12 protein-coding genes and 1 pseudogene are annotated in these 20,583 nt (G+C 68.8%); 12 read left to right on the forward strand and 1 reads right to left on the reverse strand.

What is annotated here, in order from left to right:
- Positions 1-111 precede the first annotated feature (111 nt).
- The gene (locus ACZ5VQ_RS40310) at positions 112-549 is read right to left on the reverse strand and encodes a cytidine/deoxycytidylate deaminase family protein (RefSeq protein WP_469109336.1); all 438 of its coding nucleotides are present in this window, start codon (positions 547-549) and stop codon (positions 112-114) included.
- 268 nt (positions 550-817) lie between these two features.
- Here ACZ5VQ_RS40310 and ACZ5VQ_RS40315 point away from each other — a divergent pair, with 268 nt between their 5' ends.
- The 12 genes and pseudogenes from ACZ5VQ_RS40315 (at position 818) to ACZ5VQ_RS40370 (ending at position 20,395) form a co-directional block, all read left to right on the forward strand.
- Positions 818-1,360 carry a pyridoxamine 5'-phosphate oxidase family protein gene (locus ACZ5VQ_RS40315; RefSeq protein WP_469109337.1) on the forward strand — a complete coding sequence of 181 codons (543 nt, stop codon included), beginning with the start codon at positions 818-820 and terminating at the stop codon, positions 1,358-1,360.
- A gap of 459 nt (positions 1,361-1,819) precedes the next feature.
- Positions 1,820-3,301, forward strand: coding sequence for a 3' terminal RNA ribose 2'-O-methyltransferase Hen1 (locus ACZ5VQ_RS40320; RefSeq protein WP_469109338.1), 1,482 nt, complete (start codon positions 1,820-1,822; stop codon positions 3,299-3,301).
- Positions 3,298-5,868 (forward strand): polynucleotide kinase-phosphatase, encoded by a 2,571-nt coding sequence (locus ACZ5VQ_RS40325; protein WP_469109339.1) that lies wholly within the window; start codon positions 3,298-3,300, stop codon positions 5,866-5,868. Before ACZ5VQ_RS40320 ends, ACZ5VQ_RS40325 begins: the two co-directional genes overlap by 4 nt.
- 128 nt (positions 5,869-5,996) lie before the next feature.
- Positions 5,997-7,571 (forward strand): VMAP-C domain-containing protein, encoded by a 1,575-nt coding sequence (locus tag ACZ5VQ_RS40330; RefSeq protein ID WP_469109340.1) that lies wholly within the window; start codon positions 5,997-5,999, stop codon positions 7,569-7,571.
- Complete coding sequence (locus tag ACZ5VQ_RS40335; RefSeq protein WP_469109341.1) at positions 7,568-8,626, forward strand: AAA family ATPase; 1,059 nt, start codon at positions 7,568-7,570, stop codon at positions 8,624-8,626. The genes ACZ5VQ_RS40330 and ACZ5VQ_RS40335 overlap by 4 nt, the downstream gene beginning before the upstream one ends.
- On the forward strand, positions 8,626-12,888 hold the full coding sequence (gene fxsT, locus ACZ5VQ_RS40340) for an FxSxx-COOH system tetratricopeptide repeat protein (RefSeq protein ID WP_469109342.1): 4,263 nt from the start codon (positions 8,626-8,628) through the stop codon (positions 12,886-12,888). Before ACZ5VQ_RS40335 ends, fxsT (ACZ5VQ_RS40340) begins: the two co-directional genes overlap by 1 nt.
- A gap of 71 nt (positions 12,889-12,959) precedes the next feature.
- Complete coding sequence (locus tag ACZ5VQ_RS40345) at positions 12,960-13,088, forward strand: hypothetical protein (protein WP_469109343.1); 129 nt, start codon at positions 12,960-12,962, stop codon at positions 13,086-13,088.
- Between the two features lie 342 nt (positions 13,089-13,430).
- Positions 13,431-15,119 (forward strand): HEXXH motif domain-containing protein, encoded by a 1,689-nt coding sequence (locus tag ACZ5VQ_RS40350; protein ID WP_469109344.1) that lies wholly within the window; start codon positions 13,431-13,433, stop codon positions 15,117-15,119.
- A 238-nt stretch (positions 15,120-15,357) separates the two neighbouring features.
- A complete protein-coding gene (gene fxsT, locus ACZ5VQ_RS40355; RefSeq protein ID WP_469109345.1) occupies positions 15,358-17,895 on the forward strand; it encodes an FxSxx-COOH system tetratricopeptide repeat protein in 2,538 nt (845 codons plus the stop codon).
- Between the two features lie 293 nt (positions 17,896-18,188).
- Positions 18,189-18,398, forward strand: coding sequence for a hypothetical protein (locus ACZ5VQ_RS40360; protein WP_469109346.1), 210 nt, complete (start codon positions 18,189-18,191; stop codon positions 18,396-18,398).
- A 272-nt stretch (positions 18,399-18,670) separates the two neighbouring features.
- Positions 18,671-18,901: pseudogene (locus tag ACZ5VQ_RS40365) on the forward strand (IS5/IS1182 family transposase); the annotation flags it as partial.
- Positions 18,902-19,135: 234 nt separating this feature from the next.
- Positions 19,136-20,395: an IS256 family transposase gene (locus ACZ5VQ_RS40370; RefSeq protein WP_469109347.1), complete on the forward strand. Its 1,260-nt coding sequence runs from the start codon at positions 19,136-19,138 to the stop codon at positions 20,393-20,395.
- Positions 20,396-20,583 lie beyond the last annotated feature (188 nt).

The following is a 20,583-nucleotide window of genomic DNA, read 5'->3' on the forward strand; positions in this document are numbered from 1 at the left end:
GCCGATTCCCCGTGAGGCCTGGTGAGGTTTCCGACCGTCGTGCCGTCGTGCCGTCGTGGTGGGAGCCGGTGCCGCAGCAGGCGCCGTACGTCCTGTTCACGTCCGGTGGTGTCAGCTTGTGCTGAGTGGGTCGGGCTGCTCGGTGTCGAGCTGGTGGTCGGCCCAGATGTAGCTTTCGGGAAGCAGGTCGGTGATCGAGACGGTCCGGAGGCGGTCGCCCGCCCCGACGATGACCTTCAGGGCCGGGAAGTAGTCGACAAGGACCTGGCGGCACCGTCCGCACGGAGGAACGACCCCCCGGTCGCGGTCGCCCACGGCGACGATCGTGTCCAGCTCGTAGGCGCCCTCGGCGGCTGCCGTGCCGAGGAGAACCAGCTCGGCGCAGGGGCCGCCGGTGAAGTGGTAGGCGTTCACCGCGGTGACGATCCGGCCGTCCTGGGCACGGGCTGCGGCTGCCATGGTGTGGTTGTCGCCCCGGCAGCGAGTGCGAGCGACGTGGGCCGCGGCCTGGATGAGTTCGTGGTCGACGTGGTCGCTCTGCGCGGTCATCTTCTCTGCCTTCGTCAGGTGTCAGGCGACGTTGACCCGCGTGACGATGGTGCGCAAGCGAATATCGGCGGTGTGCGTGTACCGCCGGATGACGCAGCGGTGGATCGGGCTTTCGGACGGGCAGGTGACGGAAGCGGTGGCAAAAGCCCGCGGATCTGCAGACGGGGTCGCGGAGGAAGGTTCGGCAGGGATGTCGAGAACGGCGTGGCGGCTCCGTCCCAGAGGCAGAAGCGACCACCGTGGTCGCACGGCCCTCGGGAGGCTCACCATGACGAACGACCGGATCGCCGAGATCCTCAATCGCCCGCTGAGCCAGGAGCTGCTGGCTCGTGACCTCTGCCGTCTGGCCTATGTGGCCAAGGACGGGACACCGCGGAACATCCCGATCGCCTTCGCCTGGAACGGCAAGGAGGCCGTGATGTGCACGTCGAAGAACGCCCCGAAGCTGGCTTCGCTCCGTCAGAACCCGGCCGTCGCCATCACGATCGACACCGAGGTGCACCCGCCCAAGATCCTCCTCGTCCGCGGCACCGTTGAACTCGACGAGGTCGACGGCATTCCCGAGGAGTACCTGGAGATGAACGGCTCGTACGAGATGACGGCCGAGCAACGGGTCGAGTGGGAGGCCGAGATCCGCTCACTCTACGACGGCATGGTCCGCATCGTGATGACGCCGACGTGGGCGAAGCTGATCGACTTCGAGACGACCCTGCCCAGCGCCGTCGAGGAACTCGTCCAGCAGCGAGCGGAACGTCAGCGGCGGAGTGGCGACGGCGCGTGGTCCGACGGGCCAGGAACGTCGACGTCATGACCGAGGTCGGACTGGCTTTCCGGGGGCGAATGCCCTGGCCGATTACTGCGCGAGAGCCGGGTAGAGAACGGTGACCTGTGCGGAGAGTGCGGTGTGCACTGGCGACATTCGCCCGTGTCTTCACCCCACCGTCGACCTGGGGGTCGTCGGGGGAGCCTGACGTGAGGTGCCGGGCGGCCCAACCGCCGGGTTCGCGCTGAAAATACATGACTTTGTCCTTGGCCTCCGCTGTACGTTGTGCTGGCGCATCGAAGGAGGGGCGTTGCGTGGGCGGCCCACCGTGGCGCGGCGTACTCACCGCCATGAGGTCGACGAAGGGCCAGGAGCAGTGACCACCGAGGTGCGCTCTCCCATCGCTGAGGTCCACAGGTGCCCGGCACGTGTGCACGCGCTGCGCACCCGGGCCCTGCCCGCCGATGTGTTTCCGCAGGTCAGAAGAGTTCTCGAGGTATTCCCACCATGTTCTTGACGATCAGTACCACCGGCACCCCGGAGCGCCCCGCGACCGACCTCGGTTTCCTGCTGCACAAGCATCCCGACAAGGCGCAGGAGTTCTCCACGTCCTACGGCAAGGCGCATGTCGTCTACCCCGAGGCGAGCGTGGAGCGCTGTACGGCGGCGCTGTTGCTGGAGGTCGACGCGGTGGCACTGGTCCGGCGCGGCAAGGGCAAGGGCCGCGGCGGAGCTCCGGACGCGGCTCTCGCCCAGTACGTCAACGACCGGCCGTACGCCGCCTCGTCCCTGCTCGCCGTGGCGCTGAGCAGCGTGTTCTCCAGCGCGATGAAGGGCACCTGCCAGGCGAAGCCCGACCTGCCCGCGCGTCCGCTGCCCCTGCGCGTCGAGGTGCCCGCGCTGCCGGCCCGCGGCGGCGCCGACCTCGTACGGGCGCTGTTCGAGCCGCTCGGCTGGACGGTGAGTGCCGAACCCGTGGCGCTGGACACCGAGTTCCCCGAGTGGGGCGACTCGCGGTACGTGAGCCTCGTACTGGAAGGTGAGCAGCGGCTCGCCGACGCGTTGCGGCATCTGTACGTCCTGCTGCCGGTGCTCGACGACGCCAAGCACTACTGGGTGTCGTCCGACGAGGTCGACAAGCTGCTGCGGGCCGGGGAGGGCTGGCTGCCGGACCACCCGGAGCAGAAGCTGATCACCAGCCGCTATCTGTCCCGCCGTTGGTCGCTGACCCGGCAGGCCATGGAGCGCCTCGAACTCGTACGGCTCGCCGAGACGGACGACAGCGCGGTCGAGGAGATCGACAACGCCGTCGACGAACAGACGGACACCGAGGAGAAGCCCGTACCGCTCGCCGTCCGGCGACGCGACGCGATCGTCGGCGCGCTGAAGGGCACCGATGCCGCGCGGGTCCTCGATCTGGGCTGTGGGCAGGGCCAGTTGGTGCAGGAGCTGCTCAAGGACACGCGGTTCACCGAGATCGTCGGTGTGGACGTCTCGATGCGCGCCCTCACCATCGCCTCCCGGCGGCTCAAGCTGGACCGGATGGGCGAGCGGCAGTCCGAGCGCGTCAAGCTCGTCCAGGGCTCGCTCGCCTACACCGACAAGCGGCTCAAGGGATACGACGCCGCCGTGCTGAGCGAGGTCATCGAGCACCTCGACCTGCCGCGGCTGCCCGCCCTGGAGTACGCGGTGTTCGGTTCGGCGCGCCCCAGGACAGTGATCGTGACGACGCCGAACGTCGAGTACAACGTCCGCTGGGATACCCTCCCCGCCGGCCACGTCCGGCACGGCGACCACCGCTTCGAGTGGACGCGCGAGGAGTTCCGCGGCTGGGCGGGGACGGTGGCCGAACGGCACGGGTACGGCGTGGAGTTCGTGCCGGTCGGACCGGACGACCCCGAGGTCGGACCGCCCACACAGATGGCCGTCTTCACGGTGGGCGCCCAGAACACGAAGGACCAGAACACGAAGGAGGAGAAGGCCGCATGACCAGCACCGACAACAAGGTTCGTTCCCTGCCCGTCACAGACCTGTCCCTCGTCGTGCTGATCGGCGCGTCCGGTTCGGGCAAGTCCACCTTCGCCCGCAGGCACTTCAAGCCGACCGAGGTCATCTCGTCGGACTTCTGCCGCGGCCTCGTCGCCGACGACGAGAACGACCAGAGCGCCAGCGGCGACGCCTTCGATGTCCTGCACTACATCGCGGGCAAGCGCCTCGCGGCGGGCCGGCGCACGGTCGTCGACGCGACCAACGTGCAGCAGGAGAGCCGCAAGCAGCTCATCGAGCTGGCCAGGAAGCACGACGTACTGCCCATCGCCATCGTGCTCGACGTGCCCGAGGAGGTGTGCGCCGAACGCAACGCCTCCCGCACCGACCGCGCCGACATGCCGCGCCGCGTAATCCAGCGCCACACCCGTGAACTCCGGCGCTCCCTGCGGCACTTGGAGCGCGAGGGGTTCCGGAAGGTGCACGTCCTGCGGGGTGTGGCGGAGGCCGAGAGCGCAGAGGTCCGTACCGAGAAGCGGTACAACGACCTGACCCACCTCACCGGTCCGTTCGACATCATCGGCGACATCCACGGCTGTGCCTCCGAACTGGAGTCGTTGCTGGGCAAGTTGGGCTACGCGGACGGCGCGCACCCCGAGGGGCGTACGGCCGTGTTCGTCGGCGACCTCGTCGACCGTGGCCCGGACACCCCGGGCGTCCTGCGTCGCGTGATGTCCATGGTCGGCTCGGGCGCCGCCCTGTGCGTTCCGGGCAACCACGAGAACAAGTACGGCCGTTACCTCAAGGGCCGCAAGGTCCAGCACACCCACGGCCTCGCCGAGACCATCGAGCAGATGGAGGTCGAGAGCGACGAATTCAAGGAGCGGGTACGGGAGTTCGTGGACGGACTCATCAGCCACTACGTCCTCGACGGCGGCCGGCTCGTCGTCTGCCACGCCGGACTGCCCGAGAAGTACCACGGGCGTACGTCGGGCCGGGTGCGCTCGCACGCGCTGTACGGCGACACCACCGGTGAGACCGACGAGTTCGGGCTGCCGGTGCGCTACCCGTGGGCCGAGGACTACCGGGGCCGGGCGGCCGTGGTCTACGGCCACACTCCGGTCCCGGAGGCCACCTGGCTGAACAACACCATCTGCCTGGACACCGGTGCCGTGTTCGGCGGCAAGCTGACCGCGCTGCGCTGGCCGGAGCGCGAACTCGTCGACGTACCGGCCGAGCGGGTCTGGTACGAGCCGGTCAAGCCGCTGGCCTCCGAGGCACCCGGCGGACACGAGGGGCGTCCGCTGGACCTCGCGGACGTGCACGGCCGCCGGGTCGTCGAGACCCGGCACGCCGGACGTGTCTCCGTACGCGAGGAGAACGCGGCCGCGGCGCTTGAGGTCATGAGCCGCTTCGCCGTGGACCCGCGGCTGATGCCGTATCTGCCGCCGACCATGGCGCCCACCGCCACCTCCAAGGTGGAGGCCCGCGGCGGAGCCGCTGATGAATACTTCCTGGAGCACCCGGTCGAGGCGTTCGAGCAGTACCGGGCCGACGGGGTCGCGCGGGTCGTGTGCGAGGAGAAGCACATGGGGTCGCGAGCGGTGGCGCTGGTGTGCCGGGACGAGGAAGTCGCACGCGAGCGGTTCGGCGCAGGCGGTGGCGTGTCGGGCTCGCTGTACACCCGCACCGGACGCCCCTTCTTCGACGACTCCGCCGTCACCGAGGAGATCCTCGGGCGGGTACGTGCCGCCGTCACCGAGGCGGGTCTGTGGGAGGAGCTGGAGACGGACTGGGTGCTGCTCGACGCCGAGCTGCTGCCCTGGTCGCTCAAGGCCTCCGGGCTGCTGCGCTCGCAGTACGCCGCGGTGGGCGCGGCGGCCGGAGCCGTCTTCCCGGGAGCGGTGGCCGCGCTCGAAGGTGCCGCCGCGCGTGGTGTCGACGTACAGAACCTGCTGGCCAAGCAGCGGGAACGGGCCGCCGACGCCGCCTCCTTCACCGACGCGTACCGCCGCTACTGCTGGACCACGTCCGGCCTGGACGGCGTACGCCTCGCTCCCTTCCAGATCCTCGCCGTGCGGGGCCGGAGCCTCGCGGCCCTGCCGCACGAGGAGCAGCTCGCCCTGATCGACCGGCTGGTGGCGGGCGACCCGTCAGGCCTCCTCCAGACCACCCGGCGCCTCTTCGTCGACACGGGCGATCCCGAGTCGGTGCGGGCCGGTGTCGACTGGTGGCTGGAGATGACCGGCCGCGGCGGCGAGGGCATGGTCGTCAAGCCCGACCGGGCGGTGGTGCGCGGCGCGGACGGGCGGCTGGTCCAGCCCGGCATCAAGTGCCGGGGTCGCGAATACCTCCGGATCATCTACGGCCCCGAGTACACCCGCCCCGAGAACCTCGACCGCCTCCGCGGCCGCTTCCTCAACCACAAGCGGTCGCTGGCCCTGCGCGAGTACGCCCTGGGCCTGGAGGCCCTTGACCGGCTCGCGGAGGGGGAGCCGCTGTGGCGGGTGCATGAGGCTGTGTTCGCGGTGCTGGCGTTGGAGTCGGAGCCGGTGGATCCGCGGTTGTGAACGGTGGGGGCGGTGCGCCGTCGCCCACCACGCACCACGGTCGTTGCTGGTGCGGGGACCTGGTTCACCGCGACGTCACGTGCTAGTTTCGCTGGTCGGTCCAAATGCCGCCTCATGGGGGAAGGTCGGTGGAGACAGCGGCGGAATTAGGTGAGTTCGGACGTGCGTCGGCTAGAGACCTTCTGTTCCGCCTGACCGAGACGCTGTGCGGGCTGAGCTGCCTTGAGGACCAGGCCGGACGCCAGTACTTCGCCGGGGTCCTGTCGGAGCAACTGAACGCCTCCGTCGACGTGCGGGGAGTGAAGCAGCGCGAAGACGTCGTCATCCTGGTGCGGACGGCGCTCGGCGTGCCCGATGGGGAACGCGTCCTGGCCGATGTCGTGCGTGTCTTCGAAGGATCTGCCGCCGCTGCCGAGATCGAACGATTACTCGCGCCGGTCGGCACCGGCCCGCTGCCTGCGGGACCGCTGGCCGAGCAGGACGCGAATGCCGCACTCGCCCTCCTGGGGACCGTCGCCGGGAGCGTGTCCGCGAGCGGTTTGCGCGACGGCCTGGCGGGGGAGTTGCATTTCGATCTGCCGATGGGACTCACCTCCGCCCAGCTTTTCGCCTACGTACGCGAACTCAACGTCCAGCCGGACGGACTTCCGCCGGCAGTTCTGCTCATGGACCATGCAGCCCAGCTGACCAGGGTTGCCGACCGTCGGTCCGCGCTGTCGTCCTGGGCGCAGGACTGGGCGCGGCGTGCGGGTCTACTTCCGATGCTCGAACAGCGGCGTGCCGAACGGATCGCCGCTGCGGTGGATCCAACGATTCCACGCTGCCTGGTCGTAGCCGTCGAACCGGCTCGCGACGGTACGGGTGACGTCGTCGTCCGGCCATGGCTGAACACCGTTCCCGGCCGCTGGCACCCGCAGCCCGGGGAACCCGAGACGACCAGCCTCGGCAGTCTCGGCATGGCGGTCGAGCGCGCTCTTCGGCAGGTCGTCAGGCTTTCCCCCGCGGCGCATGAGGTGACCTCTGTGGATGCCGAGTCCGCGCTGCCTTACGTCGAGTTCGTCCTTCCCTACGACCTGATCAACCACGATGTGGCGGGGATGACCTTCAGGCCGGGGGACGGCAGGCCACTGCCGCTGGGGCTGAAGTACGGAGTGCACCTGCGCAGCCTGGAACGAATGCGTACCGAGGATTCCCTGGTCCGAGCCCAGTGGTTGGAGCGGTGGAACACGCTGCAGACCCGCGGGATCGAGGTGCACGGTTGGCGAGCCTCCGACCTTCGTGGTCTGGGTGAGTGGCAGGCCGCCCTGGCGGTGAGGCCCAGCCGCACGGCCACGGTGCTCGACGCACCCGACGGAGGGCCGGCGACGGAGGTGCTGAAGGCGGCCATCGCCGAGGGGATCGGTCTCGCCGTGTGGGACCGCAGAGGCGAATTCGTGGCGGAACGCCGGGAGGTGGTCACGGCCGTCTTCGCCGCCGTACGCACGCCCGCCCAACTCCCCGTCACGATCCACCGCCTCAGGCGGATCGCTCAGCTCCATGCGGACGGACCACTGTTGCTGGGCCGGCACATCGCGTTCCTGTGGGACGACCCGCACCGGCTCGTGGACATGCAGCCCGTCACTGACTTCGACGTCGAGCGGGAACACGGAGTCGGCCATTCCGACAGCATGAGCACCATCGACAGCGAGGAGACCCCGGTATGAGCGGCCCCGATCTGGTGGGCGAGCACGGCTGGCGCTTCTTTCACGCTACGGGGGTTGCACCGACAGGACCTCCACCCCAGCTGCCGGAGCCTCCCCCATGGCGTCGGTTCGGGGGCGGACCCGCACAGCCTCCGCCACCTGACGACGAGGAGGCTGCGCTGCGTCGGCTGGGCCACGTCGATATCGTGCCGCACCTGGACGGCGACAGTGTCGACGCCGTCAACGCCGCCCTGCTGCTGCGGCGACCGCTACTCGTCACCGGGGCACCCGGGGTGGGCAAGTCCACTCTCGCCTACCTGCTCGCCCGCGAACTCGGCCTCGGCCGCGTCCTCGAATGGAACATCGTCAGCCGCACCAGGCTGCGCGACGGTCTGTACGAGCACGACGCCATGGGGCGGGCCCAGGCCATCGGTGCCTGGCGAGCAGGCCTGACGACCGGCACGGACGAGCGCGCGGAAGCCGGCGAGGAACACCCTCGGCCGCCGTACCTGGGTGACTACATCACCTTGGGCCCGCTGGGCACCGCGCTGTTACCGCACGACCGCCCCCGCGTCCTCCTCATCGACGAACTCGACAAGAGCGACATCGACCTGCCCAACGACCTGCTCCATGTCATGGAGAACGGCAGCTACGACATCCCGGAACTGGTGCGGGATGCCCAGGACGTCGCGCAAGTACACACCAGCGACCCCGACCGGTTCGCGGACGTGCGGCACGGACGGGTGGAATGCAAGGAGTTCCCGGTCGTGGTCATCACCAGTAACGGGGAACGGGAATTCCCTGCCGCATTCCGCAGACGATGCCTCCCCCTGGAGATGCCAGTTCCCACCCGGCAGCAACTGCTCGCCATCGTGGCGAGCCACCTGGGGACCTGCCCGCCAGGCGCGGACGATCTGGTCGACCTCTTCGCCACACGGGTGGAGGCGGGCGGCACACACTCGCTGGACCAACTGCTCAACGCCGTCCAAATGACCACCGCGGGCGTCTTCCGAAACGACCAGCGGGGGCGCAAGCTCATGGAGATGCTGCTGCGCGACCTTGCCAAGGGGCGCTGATGGACGGTTTACCCAGGGAGCGCGCGCCCGGATTCGAAGCTGGACACACAGACTCGCCGGAGTCCGCTCCGCGCTGGCAGGAGTTGGCCGATGCCGTCTGGCTGAGCGCGCACTGGATCAGGGCAGGCCGCACGCCCACGGTCGCCGACACTGCGCGGACGGACACCGGCGTACGGACCACAGACGCCGTGGTGCCACCGTCTGGGCGGTCGTCCGAGCCGGGGCCAATCGCTGCCCAGGCGGCCGCCGTCGACGGTGAACCGCTGCCCCTCCCGGACCCGGAGGGCTCCGGTCAGATGCAGCTGAAACGGCCCCTTCTGCCACGTCAGCGGCCCGGCACACCGGTACCGGGCGGTAGCCGGTCAGCACGGATGGCCCGTGCCCTGCACCGGCTGGCGCGTCATGTGCCGTCCCATGACGCCGTGCGGCTCGACGAGGAAGCCACAGCGGAGCAGGGGGTGTTCGACGAACTGTGGATGCCGTGGTTCCGCCCGGCGGATGCCACCGCGTTCGACCTGGTCCTCCTGGTCGACGACGCCCCCACCATGGCGATCTGGAGCCGGGAGGCGACGGCTCTGCACGCGGCGGCCGAACAGAGCGGGGCCTTCCGGGCTGTACGCACCGTCAAGCTGGTCGTCCCCCGCTCCGGGAATCCGTCGCTGCGATGGGGCGCGGGACGGATGCCGGTCGACCCCGGAGAGATCCTCAACGGGCGGGCGGACCGAGTCTTCCTCGTGGTCACGGACGGTCTGGGGCACGGCTGGGCAGGACCCGCCGCCGACCGGCTGCTCGACCGCCTCGGCCGAGCGGGCCCTACGGCCCTGGTCCACTTGTTGCCCCCGCACCTGCGCCACCGTTCCTCGCTGTACCCGCACCAGGCAGTCCTGGAGGCAGGTGGTTTCGGCGTGTCCAACACCCGCCTGTGCCACTGGGAGCCGGCGGTGGGTCCCGACCCCCTGCGGCCGCTGCCCGACACAAACGGGTCCTCCGTGCCAGTGCCCGTGCTGTCCCTGAAGCCGGGTTCGCTGGCGGCCTGGGCCGACCTGGTCGTCGGGGAGCGCGGAGTACGCCGCGATCTGCCCGTAGTCCTGGCGGGCACCCTCGCCAAGGGCGCACCTGCACCTGGACTGCGCGCCCCCCGGCTGAGGACGGCCGCCCTCGCCGCTGTACACCGCTTCCTCACCCTTGCCACCCCTGGCGCACGCCGACTTGCCACCCAACTGGCTGTCGTGCCACTGGAGTTCGAACTGGTGGATCAGCTGCGGCGACGCACCATGCCCGATACCGGCCCCGACCACCTCGCCGAGATCCTGATGGGCGGACTCATCGACTGGGACAGCGGCAAGGGCCCCCCGGAGTTCGCCGACGGAGTGCGCGAGGCGCTGTTGGCCACCACCACTCGGTCCCAGCTCGCGCGCACAGTCGCGGTGGTGGGCGCGCTGCCCGCCGCGGGCGAGCGGGGCGTTGCCCTTCGTGCCGCCCTGCACGATCCGGTCGGCACCACGTTGCCCGATCCCGGCGACCGGGAGTGGCGACGCACGGAAATGGCCGTCATGCGCGCGTTGTCCGGGCCTTACACCGAGCGGGCGCGACGCATCGAGGCGGGCGCCGACATCGCATCGGTGCCCGACGGTGAGTCGCGGGCGACGGCCGAGACGGTGAGTCCTTCGCCCACGCACGGCACACCACTTGAAGCGGAACAGACAGGATGTTCCGCCCGGACCAGGGAACTCGTGGAGGCATCGCCGGGCATGGAGAGCAAGGTGACGGGAACACCAGCACTACTGGTGAACGTTCCCCTGAGGAACACGTCGTTCGTCGGTCGGCAAGCGCTCCTGAGAGCCGTCGAGGAACAGTTGGGCGCCCAGGACACCGCGGCCGTGCTGCCGCATGCGTTGCACGGCATGGGTGGCGTCGGAAAGTCACAGCTGGCGCTGGAGTACATCTACACCCACATGTACGACTACAGCGTCATCTGCTGGATCTCCGCCGAGCGGGAGAGCCTCATCCTGTCCTCGCTGGCGACCTTGGCCTCTCAGTTCGGCATCACGCCCGCGGGACAGGACAGCGCCGCGAACATGGCCGTGCCCGCCGTCCTGGATGCGCTGCGGACCGGGGTTCCGCACGGCAACTGGCTGCTCGTCTTCGACAACGCCGAGGACGTGGAGGTAGCGCGCCGGTATTTTCCCGCCAATGGGCCCGGCAAGGTCATCGTCACCTCCCGCAACCGCGCCTGGGAGCGGGTGGCCACCCCGCTGCCGGTCAACGTTTTCGAACGGCAGGAGTCCGTCGAACTGCTCCAGAAGCGCTCGCCGGACCTGACGGTCGAGGACGCCGACCGGCTCGCCGAAGTTCTGGGTGATCTGCCGCTCGCCGTGGAGCAGGCGGGTGCCTGGCGCGCCGTCACCGGGATGCCCGTCGACGAGTATCTCGACCTGCTCGCCCAGCGCAGTCCTGAGATCCTGGAGCTCGACCCGGCGCCCGACTATCCCGTCTCGGTGGCGGCTGCCTGGGACATTTCACTGGAGCACCTTCAGGAGAACAATCCCGGTGCCCGGCAACTCGTCGACGTCTGCGCCAACATGGCTCCCGAGCCAATTCCGCGCTCCATGCTCCGGGGCAGCCGGGGGGTCAATCTCACGCCCGAGATCGATCCCCTGCTGCGGGAGTCGATCCGGCTGAACCGGGCCATTCGCGACCTCAGCCAGTTCTCCCTGATCAAGGTGGACCCGCGATCGAACACCGTGCAGATGCACCGGATGCTGCAGACCGTGCTCCTCGCCAAGCTGCAGCCCGAAGAGCGGGAACGGATGCGGGATGCCGCCCACCAGTTGCTGTCGGCCGCCAAACCGGGCCACTACGCGTCGTCTCTGGAATGGCGGGAGTACCAGGCCCTGCTGCCCCACCTGCTCACCTCCCAGGCGGTGACCAGCACGGACACCTGGGTTCGGGAACTCGTACACGACACCGCGTTTTTCCTCTACTACTGGGGCGACTACCAAGGGGCGCTGAGCTTGGCCCGGCAGGCTTACGACACCTGGCTCGAGACCTCCGGCGAGGAGGACATCTTCGTCATCCGCATCATGAAGATCTTCGCCTTCCTGTTGCGCGTTGTCGGGCAAGTGGCCGAGTCCATCCCGCTGACGGAGCGGGCCCTGGCGGTGTCACGCCGTATCGGTGTCGCTCCGGAGGACCTTGTCGACTCGCTCTGCGTCATGGCGGACGCCCGGCGCTACGGAGGCAGGTTCCATGAGGCGCGCGACCTGGGCCAGGAGGCCACGGAGCTGGCCCGCTCGCAGTTCGGCGCGGACGATCCCACCACCTTGTGGGCCAACCACAGTTGGGCCGTCGACCTGCGGCTGTGCGGTCAGTTCCGGGAAGCGATGCCGCTGGACCAGGAGAACGCGCAGATGCGGGAGCAGCTCTACGGCCCTGCCAACTTCCTGACCCTCAACACCCTCAACGCTCTCTCCACCGACATGCGCGAGAGTGGAGACTATCCAGGCTCCCGTGACTTCCAGGAGGACGTCCATCGCCGGGCTCGTGCCGCGCTCGGTGAGGACAACCCGCTCACCCTGCGCATCGCCCGCAACCTCGCTGTCTGCCGGCGCCGTGACGGGGCGCTCGCCGAAGGGGCCCGGCTCAGCGAGGAGACACTGCGCCGCTTCGTCGTCCGCTACGGGTCCGACCACGTCGACTCGCTTGCGACGGCGATCAACCTGTCCGTCGACCTGCGCCTGGCCGGAGACCTTGACGGCTCGCGTCAGCTGGCAGAGGAGACCGCCCAGCGATATGCGCGTCTGCTCGGCGAGAGCCATGCGTTCACTCTGCTGTCCAAGGCCAACCTGGCCGCGACCTTGCGAGCCTTCGGAGCCCTCGACGCCGCAGAGGAACTAGAGGACGATGCCGCCCGTCTGCTGGCCGAGACGGTGGGACCTCACCACGTGACGACTCTCACCGTCGAACTCGGCCGGGCCAACACGGTCTATGCCCGGCTGGACTTCGACCGGGCGCGCGAGATCGACGAAGCAGGCCTGCCGCTGCTGGCCGAGGTCGCCGGCGAACAACACCCGCTGACGCTGGCCTGCACCGCGAATCTGGCTCTGGACCTCAGAGGGCTGGGCCGGGGCACCGAGGCGGACCGGTTGCAGCGGACGGCGGTGGACGGGCTCAGCCACGTGGTCCGCTCGTTGCATCCCTGGCTCCTCGCAACACGGCAGCGTCGTCGCATCGAATGCGACCTGTCACCGATGCCGCTGTAGACCGGACAGGTTGGACCGACTCGGTAGAATGGATCCGGCCATCCGAGCGAGCGTCCGGCTTCCATCGGGCGGTGGCGTCGCGCGCGTGTACGACCCAACTCGCCCTGGGGCTGCGCGTGCTCGCTTCTACACCCGAGGCGCGAAATCTCGTGACCGTCATGTGCAATGATCTGGCGGTCACCGGTTTCGACCACGCGTGACCGGCACCCGGTAGCGGAACGTAGTGGCAAAGAGGGGAAGTATCTTGCACCGGCCGCAGATCCAGCCGTCCGGAGCTCCGTCAGATACCCGTGGGCAGACTCCCGGGACCGGCGTCCCATGCTGGGAGTCGGACCTGCTGGATCTGGCTCACGTGTCTGTCTCCGCCCTCGACTCCGTAGCCCCTCTCAGCCGGGCCGACCGGCTCCTGGACGAGGTGCTGCGCCCACGCGGCAGCATGCGGGGCGGCGGCGAGCCAGGCAGGGCGGAGTAGCAACGTCACCTCTCGTACCCGACGGAGGTCTCCGGGAATGAGTCCCGAGCAGCCCCATCATCCACTCCGGATGCCTGGCCACCTTTTCGAGGAATTGGCCGCCGGGGGTGGTTCACCGGAGGCACTGGCCTTCCTGGAGCGTGGCGAAAGGGCACGCAGACTACTGCTCCTGCGTACGCTCCAGGCGCGCCTCGACTCCCTGCCCGCACCGCTCTCGCCGCCCGCAGACCTGTGGAGAGCTCTCGTCTCCGCGGCCGAACAGGACCCTGAAGCGGTCGACCGACTGCTGCTCGTCCCGCAGGTCGGTGGCTGGCTGGCGCACGTCCTGCGTCAGATACATGGCACCGCGCAGGGTGCGCCTCTGTGGGCGGAGACGGGCCGGCTTGGAGCGCTGGCGATCACGGCGGCGCTCCGTGCGCGCTCGGAGGCCGATCTCGTCGTCCCGCTTGTCGACGGCGCGTTGCACCTTCCCGGTCTGGGAACGGTCCGCCTGATGGATCCCGGGTCCGAGCCCGCCACCGGCCGAGCCTGGACGAGTGGAGGCGAGCTGACCCTGACAGCGCCTGTGTCGCACTCCTCTGCTCCCTCCCTTTCCTCGCTCATGCTCACCTGTCTGCCCGAGACCGTCGCCGTACGCGAGGAGACCGGCCAGGTGGAGGACGGGCCCCGGTGGATTCCACTGCGCACACTCACCCACCACGCCTCATCGGGGGCCGTCGCCATCCCGCTCGACGACCTCGATCCGTACCGTGATCTCGGCGAGCCCGTGACCCCCGCCCGGCTCGACGCCGACGAAGCCGCCATGTGGCAGGACATGTTCGACGAGGCCGCCGCGATACTCATCGGGACAGGCCGCGAAGCGGGACCCGGCCGACTCGACCCTGCAGCCATCAGGGCCGTGGTCCCTTGGGGACGTACGAGCGTCGACCCACCGCCCTCCCCCGACGTACGGGTTTCCGCCACGAGCGGCGATTCCTACGCCGCCATGCTCATCGCCCGACCCGCTTCCCCGGTCTCCCTCGCCGAGACGCTTGTTCACGAGTTCCAGCACAGCAAGCTCGCCGCCATGCTCCATCTCTTCCCGCTCCTCGACGACGACCGCGCGGAGTGCTACTACGCCCCCTGGCGCGCCGACCCGCGTCATCTCACCGGCCTCCTGCACGGCGCATACGCCTTCACCGGCGTCGCCGGATTCTGGCGGGACCTGCTGCCCGAGCCGGAGCACGCCGAGACGGCCGCCTACCACTTCGCCCTGCGCCGCTTACAGAGTCGGCTGGTCGTACGCACCCTGCGGATGAGCGGGCGGCTCACCGCTCAGGGGCGGGCCCTTGCGGCGGGGCTCGCCCGCACACTGGATGGCTGGCTGCGTGAACCCGTCGACCGGGCAGCCCTGCTCCGGGCCCGCACGGCTGCCGCGCTGCACCGTACGGAGTGGCGGCTGCGCAACGTCGCGTCGCAGGATGCGCGCGCAGAGCGCGAGGCGTCGACGTCCCGCACTCTCGTGTTCCGTGTCGATCGCCCCAGTTGGCCCGACGTTCGCACCCAAGCGTTCGCCGAACATCCTGCCGTCCCACGCACCGCCGACGAGCACCTGGCCGTCGGAGACGCTGCCACTGCACTTGAGTTGTACGCTGACGCTCTGGCCGCCGACCCGGCCGACCTCCATCTCCTCGCCGGCTGGATCGTGGCCCAATCGGCCCTTGCCCCCGGCCGCGACAGCCGCCGCATGCTGGCTTGCCCCGAACGGCTCCGGCCCTGATCCGTGTAGACGGGCTTCAGCGAGGGCTGCAGCGCTTTGAGTCTTACTTGGCATTTCTGTCCCGTACGGTCCAACTCGACGACCTACGCGGTGGTTTGGCCCATCTGGCGCAGACTGTTGAGAGAACGTTCCGAGCGGGACCGGCCGCATCGTCGCGAGTCTCCTCGGGTTCTCCCGTACTGCCGCGCAACGTGAAGTGCTCGGCCCATCCGGCAACGGATGCGCCGAGCATGAAGGCATGGAGGTCGAGTCACACATGCAGAGCACCACGCCCACACCGTCGCTACTGGTGAACGTCCCGCCGCGGAATGCATCATTCACCGGGCGAGGCGGACAACTTGACGAGATCAAGCGGCAGTTGGGCGATCAAGGCAGCGCGGCCGCGCAGCCGCACGCGTTGCACGGCATGGGCGGTGTGGGGAAGTCGCAGCTGGCCCTTGAGTACATCTACATGCACCAGCAGGACTACAAGGTGATCTGCTGGATCCCCGCCGAGCGGGAGAGCCTCATCCTGACCGCGCTCGCGGGCCTGGCGGCCCGGCTGCGGCTCACCCCCGCGGGGCACGACGGTGTGGGCGCTCCTGCCGCCAACACGGCTGTGCCCGCCGTCCTGGAGGCGCTGCGCACCGGGGTTCCGTACGACAAATGGCTCCTGGTGTTCGACAACGCAGAAAACGTCGAGGCGGTGCGTTCGTACTTCCCCGCCAATGGACCGGGGAAGATCATCGTCACCTCCCGCAACCGCGACTGGGGACGGGTGGCCACGCCATTGCCGGTGAACGTCTTCGAGCGTGAAGAGTCCGTCCAGCTGCTCCAGAAGCGCTCTCCGGACCTGTCCGCGGCCGACGCGGACCGGCTTGCCGAGGCCCTCGGCGACCTGCCGCTCGCCGTTGAGCAGGCAGGGGCATGGCGTGCTGTCACGGGCATGCTCGTGGAGGACTACCTCGCCCTGCTGGACCAGCGCAGCCCGGAGATCCTCCATCTCGACCCGGCCCCCGACTATCCGGTCTCCGTAGCCGCGGCCTGGGACATCTCACTGGAGCGGATCAAGGAGAGCAACCCGGGCGCCCGTGAACTCCTCGACATCTGCGCCTGCATGGCACCCGAGCCCGTCCCGCTCTCCATGCTGCGCGGCAAACGGGGCGTCGACATCACTCCCCACGTCGACCCCCTCCTGCGCGAGTCGATCAAGTTGAGCCGGGCCATCCGGGACCTGAACCAGTTTTCCCTGGTGCGGCTGGACCTGCGTTCCGACACCCTTCAGATGCACCGACTGCTGCAGAACGTGCTCCTGGCCAAACTGGGCCCCGACGAGCGAGAGCGTATGCGGGAGGCCGCACACAAGCTCCTCTCGGCTGCCAAGCCCGGCCACCACGCCTCCTCCCTCGAGTGGCCCGCCTATCAGGCGCTGCTGCCACACGTCCTCACCTCCCAGGCGAAGGACAGCACGGACACCTGGACGCGCGAACTGGTCTACGACACCGTGCTGTTCCTCTACTACTGGGGCGACCACGAGAATGCCGTCGACCTGGCCCGGCAGACCTGGACCACCTGGCTCGCGGCCTCGGGCGAGGAGAACATCCACGTCATCCGCATCACCAAGATCTTCGCCTTCCTGCTCCGTGTCGTCGGTGAGCTCGCCGAGTCCGTTCCGCTCAACGAAGGGGCTCTGGAGGTCTCGCGGCGGGTGGACGTCGCCGCGGAGGACCTCATCGACTCCATGACGCAGTTGGCGGACGCGCGGCGCTACCAGGGCCTGTTCAACGAGGCACGCGAACTCGACCAGGAAGCCACCGAGCGGGCCGGGAGCCTGTTCGGGCCGGAGGACCCCAGCACCCTCCAGGCGGCGCACGGCTGGGGCGTCTCGTTGCGCCTGTGCGGCGAGTTCCGCACAGCACTGCCCCTGGACCAGGAGACGGGCCGGTTGCGTGACCTGCTCTTCGGGCCCAACAGCAGCCTGACCCTGAACACCCTCAACGGACTCGCGATCGACATGCGCGAGAGCGGCGACTACCCGGGCGCTCGTGACTTCCAGGAGGACGTCTACCGCAGGGTGCGTGACTCACTAGGCGAGGAGAACCCACTCACCCTGCGCGTCGCCCGCAACCTGGCGGTCTGCAGGCGTCGCGACGGAGCGATCGCCGAGGCCGCCAAGCTCTCCGAGGAGACGCTGCGCCGCCTGGTGACCGGCTATGGCCGCGACCACGCGGACGCGCTGTCCACAGCGATCAACGTCACTGTCGACCGTCGCCTCACGGGTGACCTCGACGGGTCGCGTCAGCTCGGCGAGGACACCGTGCAACGCTATGAGCAGCGCCTCGGCAAGAACCACGCGTACACCCTCCTTGCCAAGGCCAACCTGGCCGCGACCATGCGTGCCCTCGGCAATCTCGGCAAGGCACAGGAGCTGGAGGACGACTCGGCGCGCAGGCTCACCGACACGCTGGGTTCCGGTCATGTGACGACCGCGACCGTCGTGCTCGGCCAGGCCAGCACGGCGTACGCGCGTCTGGACTTCGACCGGGCCTGCGAGATCGACCAGGTCAATCTGCCCCTGCTGGCCGAGGTCGCAGGTGTGGATCACCCGCTGACACTGTCGTGTTCCGCGAATCTCTCGCTCGACCTTCGGGGCCTGGGGCGCGGGGCCGAGGCGGACGAACTGGAGCAGAGGGCGGTGGACGGGTTCACCCGGGTGGTTCGCGCCGACCACCCCTGGCTTCTCGCGGCCCGCCAGCGGCGGCGCATCGAGTGCGACATGGCGCCCATGCCGCTCTAGAACTGCGACGCGACCGGGGTGGCACTGAGCACCACCCCGGTGGTGCCGTGTCGTGTTCATCCGACGTCTGAACAAATCATCTCTGCGAAGCTTCGGTGTCCGAGGCAGAAAGATGGGGTGATGGGGGTTGAGCTGGAACTGCACTTGGGGCGGCCCTCGCGCAAAGGGTTGTCCCGGGACACCGTGCTGCGGGGGTCATGCCAGCATGGCGAAGCGTTGGCGCTGGCCCTGAGCACGCTCGACCGGCACGGCTCGGCAAGCTTGGCTGGGTAGATCCACATGGCGACACGCTGTTGAACGAGCAGGAAGCCCAAGTTGCCCGTCAGGAAGTCACCGTCCTGTCCCAGCGGCGTTCTGGCGAGCAGCAGAAGACGGCTCTGCTGGATCTTGCAGAGCATCCTGAAGCGTGTGCGGCGACGCCGGGCAGCTACTTGTGGTTCATGGTCGACCAGGGCCTGCCTCAAAGTGAGGTCAGGAGCCAGTCGTTGATGACGGCGGTGTAGAGGATGGCTTCGCATCGGACGGCGAGTCTGTTGTATCCGGTGGCGTCGGCGTGGGGCTGTAGGCCGTGTCGGCCCGGACCTTCTCGGGCCGTGTGCGGGGACGGTCTGCGCCGATGCGCGGGATGTTGACGTCGTCCAGGACGGTCTGGAACCGCGGCGAGGCACCGCGCTGCCCGGCGGTCACGACAAGGGACAGCACCTTCTGGCTCTGTTCACATGCCAGGTGAATCCTCGTGGTCAGTCCGGCCGCGTCTGGCGGGTCTGCAGGGGGTGATGGGACGTGGGCGAAGCTCCTGGAGCGCGTGCAGGTCAAGGATGATGCGGCGGGCGCGGTGGAGTGAACGGCGTCGGTGGACTCCACTGTCGACCGTGCCAACCAGCATGCCGCCGGAGCCCGCAGAGGGACACCGGCCTCGGACGAACTGGAAGATCCGCTACATCAGGTACCTGGCCAGACGCTGGGCCGGTCCTCCGGCGGGGTGACCACCAAGGTCCACCGCGCAGCCCGCGAAGTGCAGCATCATCGCGTCAGGCTCATAGTGTCCCCAGCTGTCCAGTTGTCGACCGAGCCGTCCGGCCCGATGGTGTCCCGCCGAGTGGTGTAGCTGGTCAACGTTCGTGAACGCGCGGTGTCTGCCCGGGGCGTGCACCCGCTGCTGCTGCCCGCTCCCTGAACAAGGGCAGGCCATCGCGCAAGTCTCCCTGGTGAACGGGCAGTTCAACCGGAGGAGTGCACGATGGCCTTGTCTCAGTCTGACCTGATGCGACTGCTTCAGTCACTACGTACGGCCGACGGAGTTGAGACGATCAGGATGCTGTGCGAGCGCATCCTGCAGGAACTCATCGAGGCCGAGGCGACCGAGACCATCGGTGCCGCCCCGGGCGAGCACTCAAGCGAGCGCACGACTTGGCGCAACGGTCACCGTGACCGGCTATTGACCACGCAGGCCGGCGACCTGGACCTGAAGATCCCCAAGGTGCGGACCGGGTCGTTCTTCCCCTCGCTGCTCGAGCGGCGCCGGCGCATCGACCGGGCCCTGTTCGCCGTGGTGATGGAGGCATACGTGCACGGCGTCTCGACCCGCTCGGTCGACGACCTGGTCAATGCACTCGGGGCGGACAGCGGCATTTCGAAGTCGCAGGTGTCACGGATCTGCGGCGAACTGGACGAAGAACTGGTTGCGTTCAAGGAACGGCCGCTGGACCACACCGTCTTTCCTTACGTCTTCCTGGACGCGACCTACTGCAAGGCCCGGGTGAACCACCGGATCGTGTCCCAGGCCGTGGTCATCGGCACCGGCATCTCCGTGACCGGTCACCGCGAGATCCTCGGGCTGATGGTCGGCGACAGCGAGTCGAAGCCGTTCTGGACGAAGTTCCTGCGTTCCTTACGGGCCCGCGGCCTGGAGAACGTCCAGTTGGTCATCTCCGACAGCCACAGCCACAGCCACAGCGGCCTGGTGGCCGCGATCCGCACCATTTTCCTCGGCTCGGCCTGGCAAAGGTGCCGGGTCCACTTCGTCCGAGACGTCTTCGGCGTGATCGCAAAGGGTTCAGGAGAGATGGTCGCCGCGACCATCCGCACCGTCTTCGCGCAGACCATCGGCGAGGCCGTCCGCACCCAGCTGAACGTGGTGGCCGACATGCTCGGACGGCAGTTCCCCCAGGTCAAGAGGATGCTGCTGGACGCCGCGGTCGACATCACCGCCTTCGCCGACTTCCCGCCCGCGCACTGGAAGAAGATCTGGTCCACCAACCCGCTGGAGCGGCTGAACCGGGAGACCAAACGGCGGGCTGACGTCGTCCAGGTCTTCCCCAACCCCGCAGCCCTCGACCGGCTCGCCGCCGCGGTCCTGGCCGAACTCCACGACGAATGGCAGTTCTTCGACCGCCGCTATCTCTCCGAAGCCTCCATGGCCGAACTCCTAACGACGCAGCCGACCGCGGACGATCACCAGTTTCCGCCACGGCAGAAACCGAATCAGCTCGACCAGTGACTACACCACTCGGCGGGATACCATCTCCGGCCCGAGCCGTCGTACGTATGCGCCACCTGGGCCCAACACCCCTAGAATACTGATGAATTGACCTACCAGAAGCGGTCGTACGGGGACGTTGACCCGTGTCACGGGGGGCGCATGGCGGCGGTTGTCTTCATTCACGGGACAGGGGTACGTGAACCAGG

Source organism: Streptomyces sp. NPDC033178, from assembly GCF_055577685.1.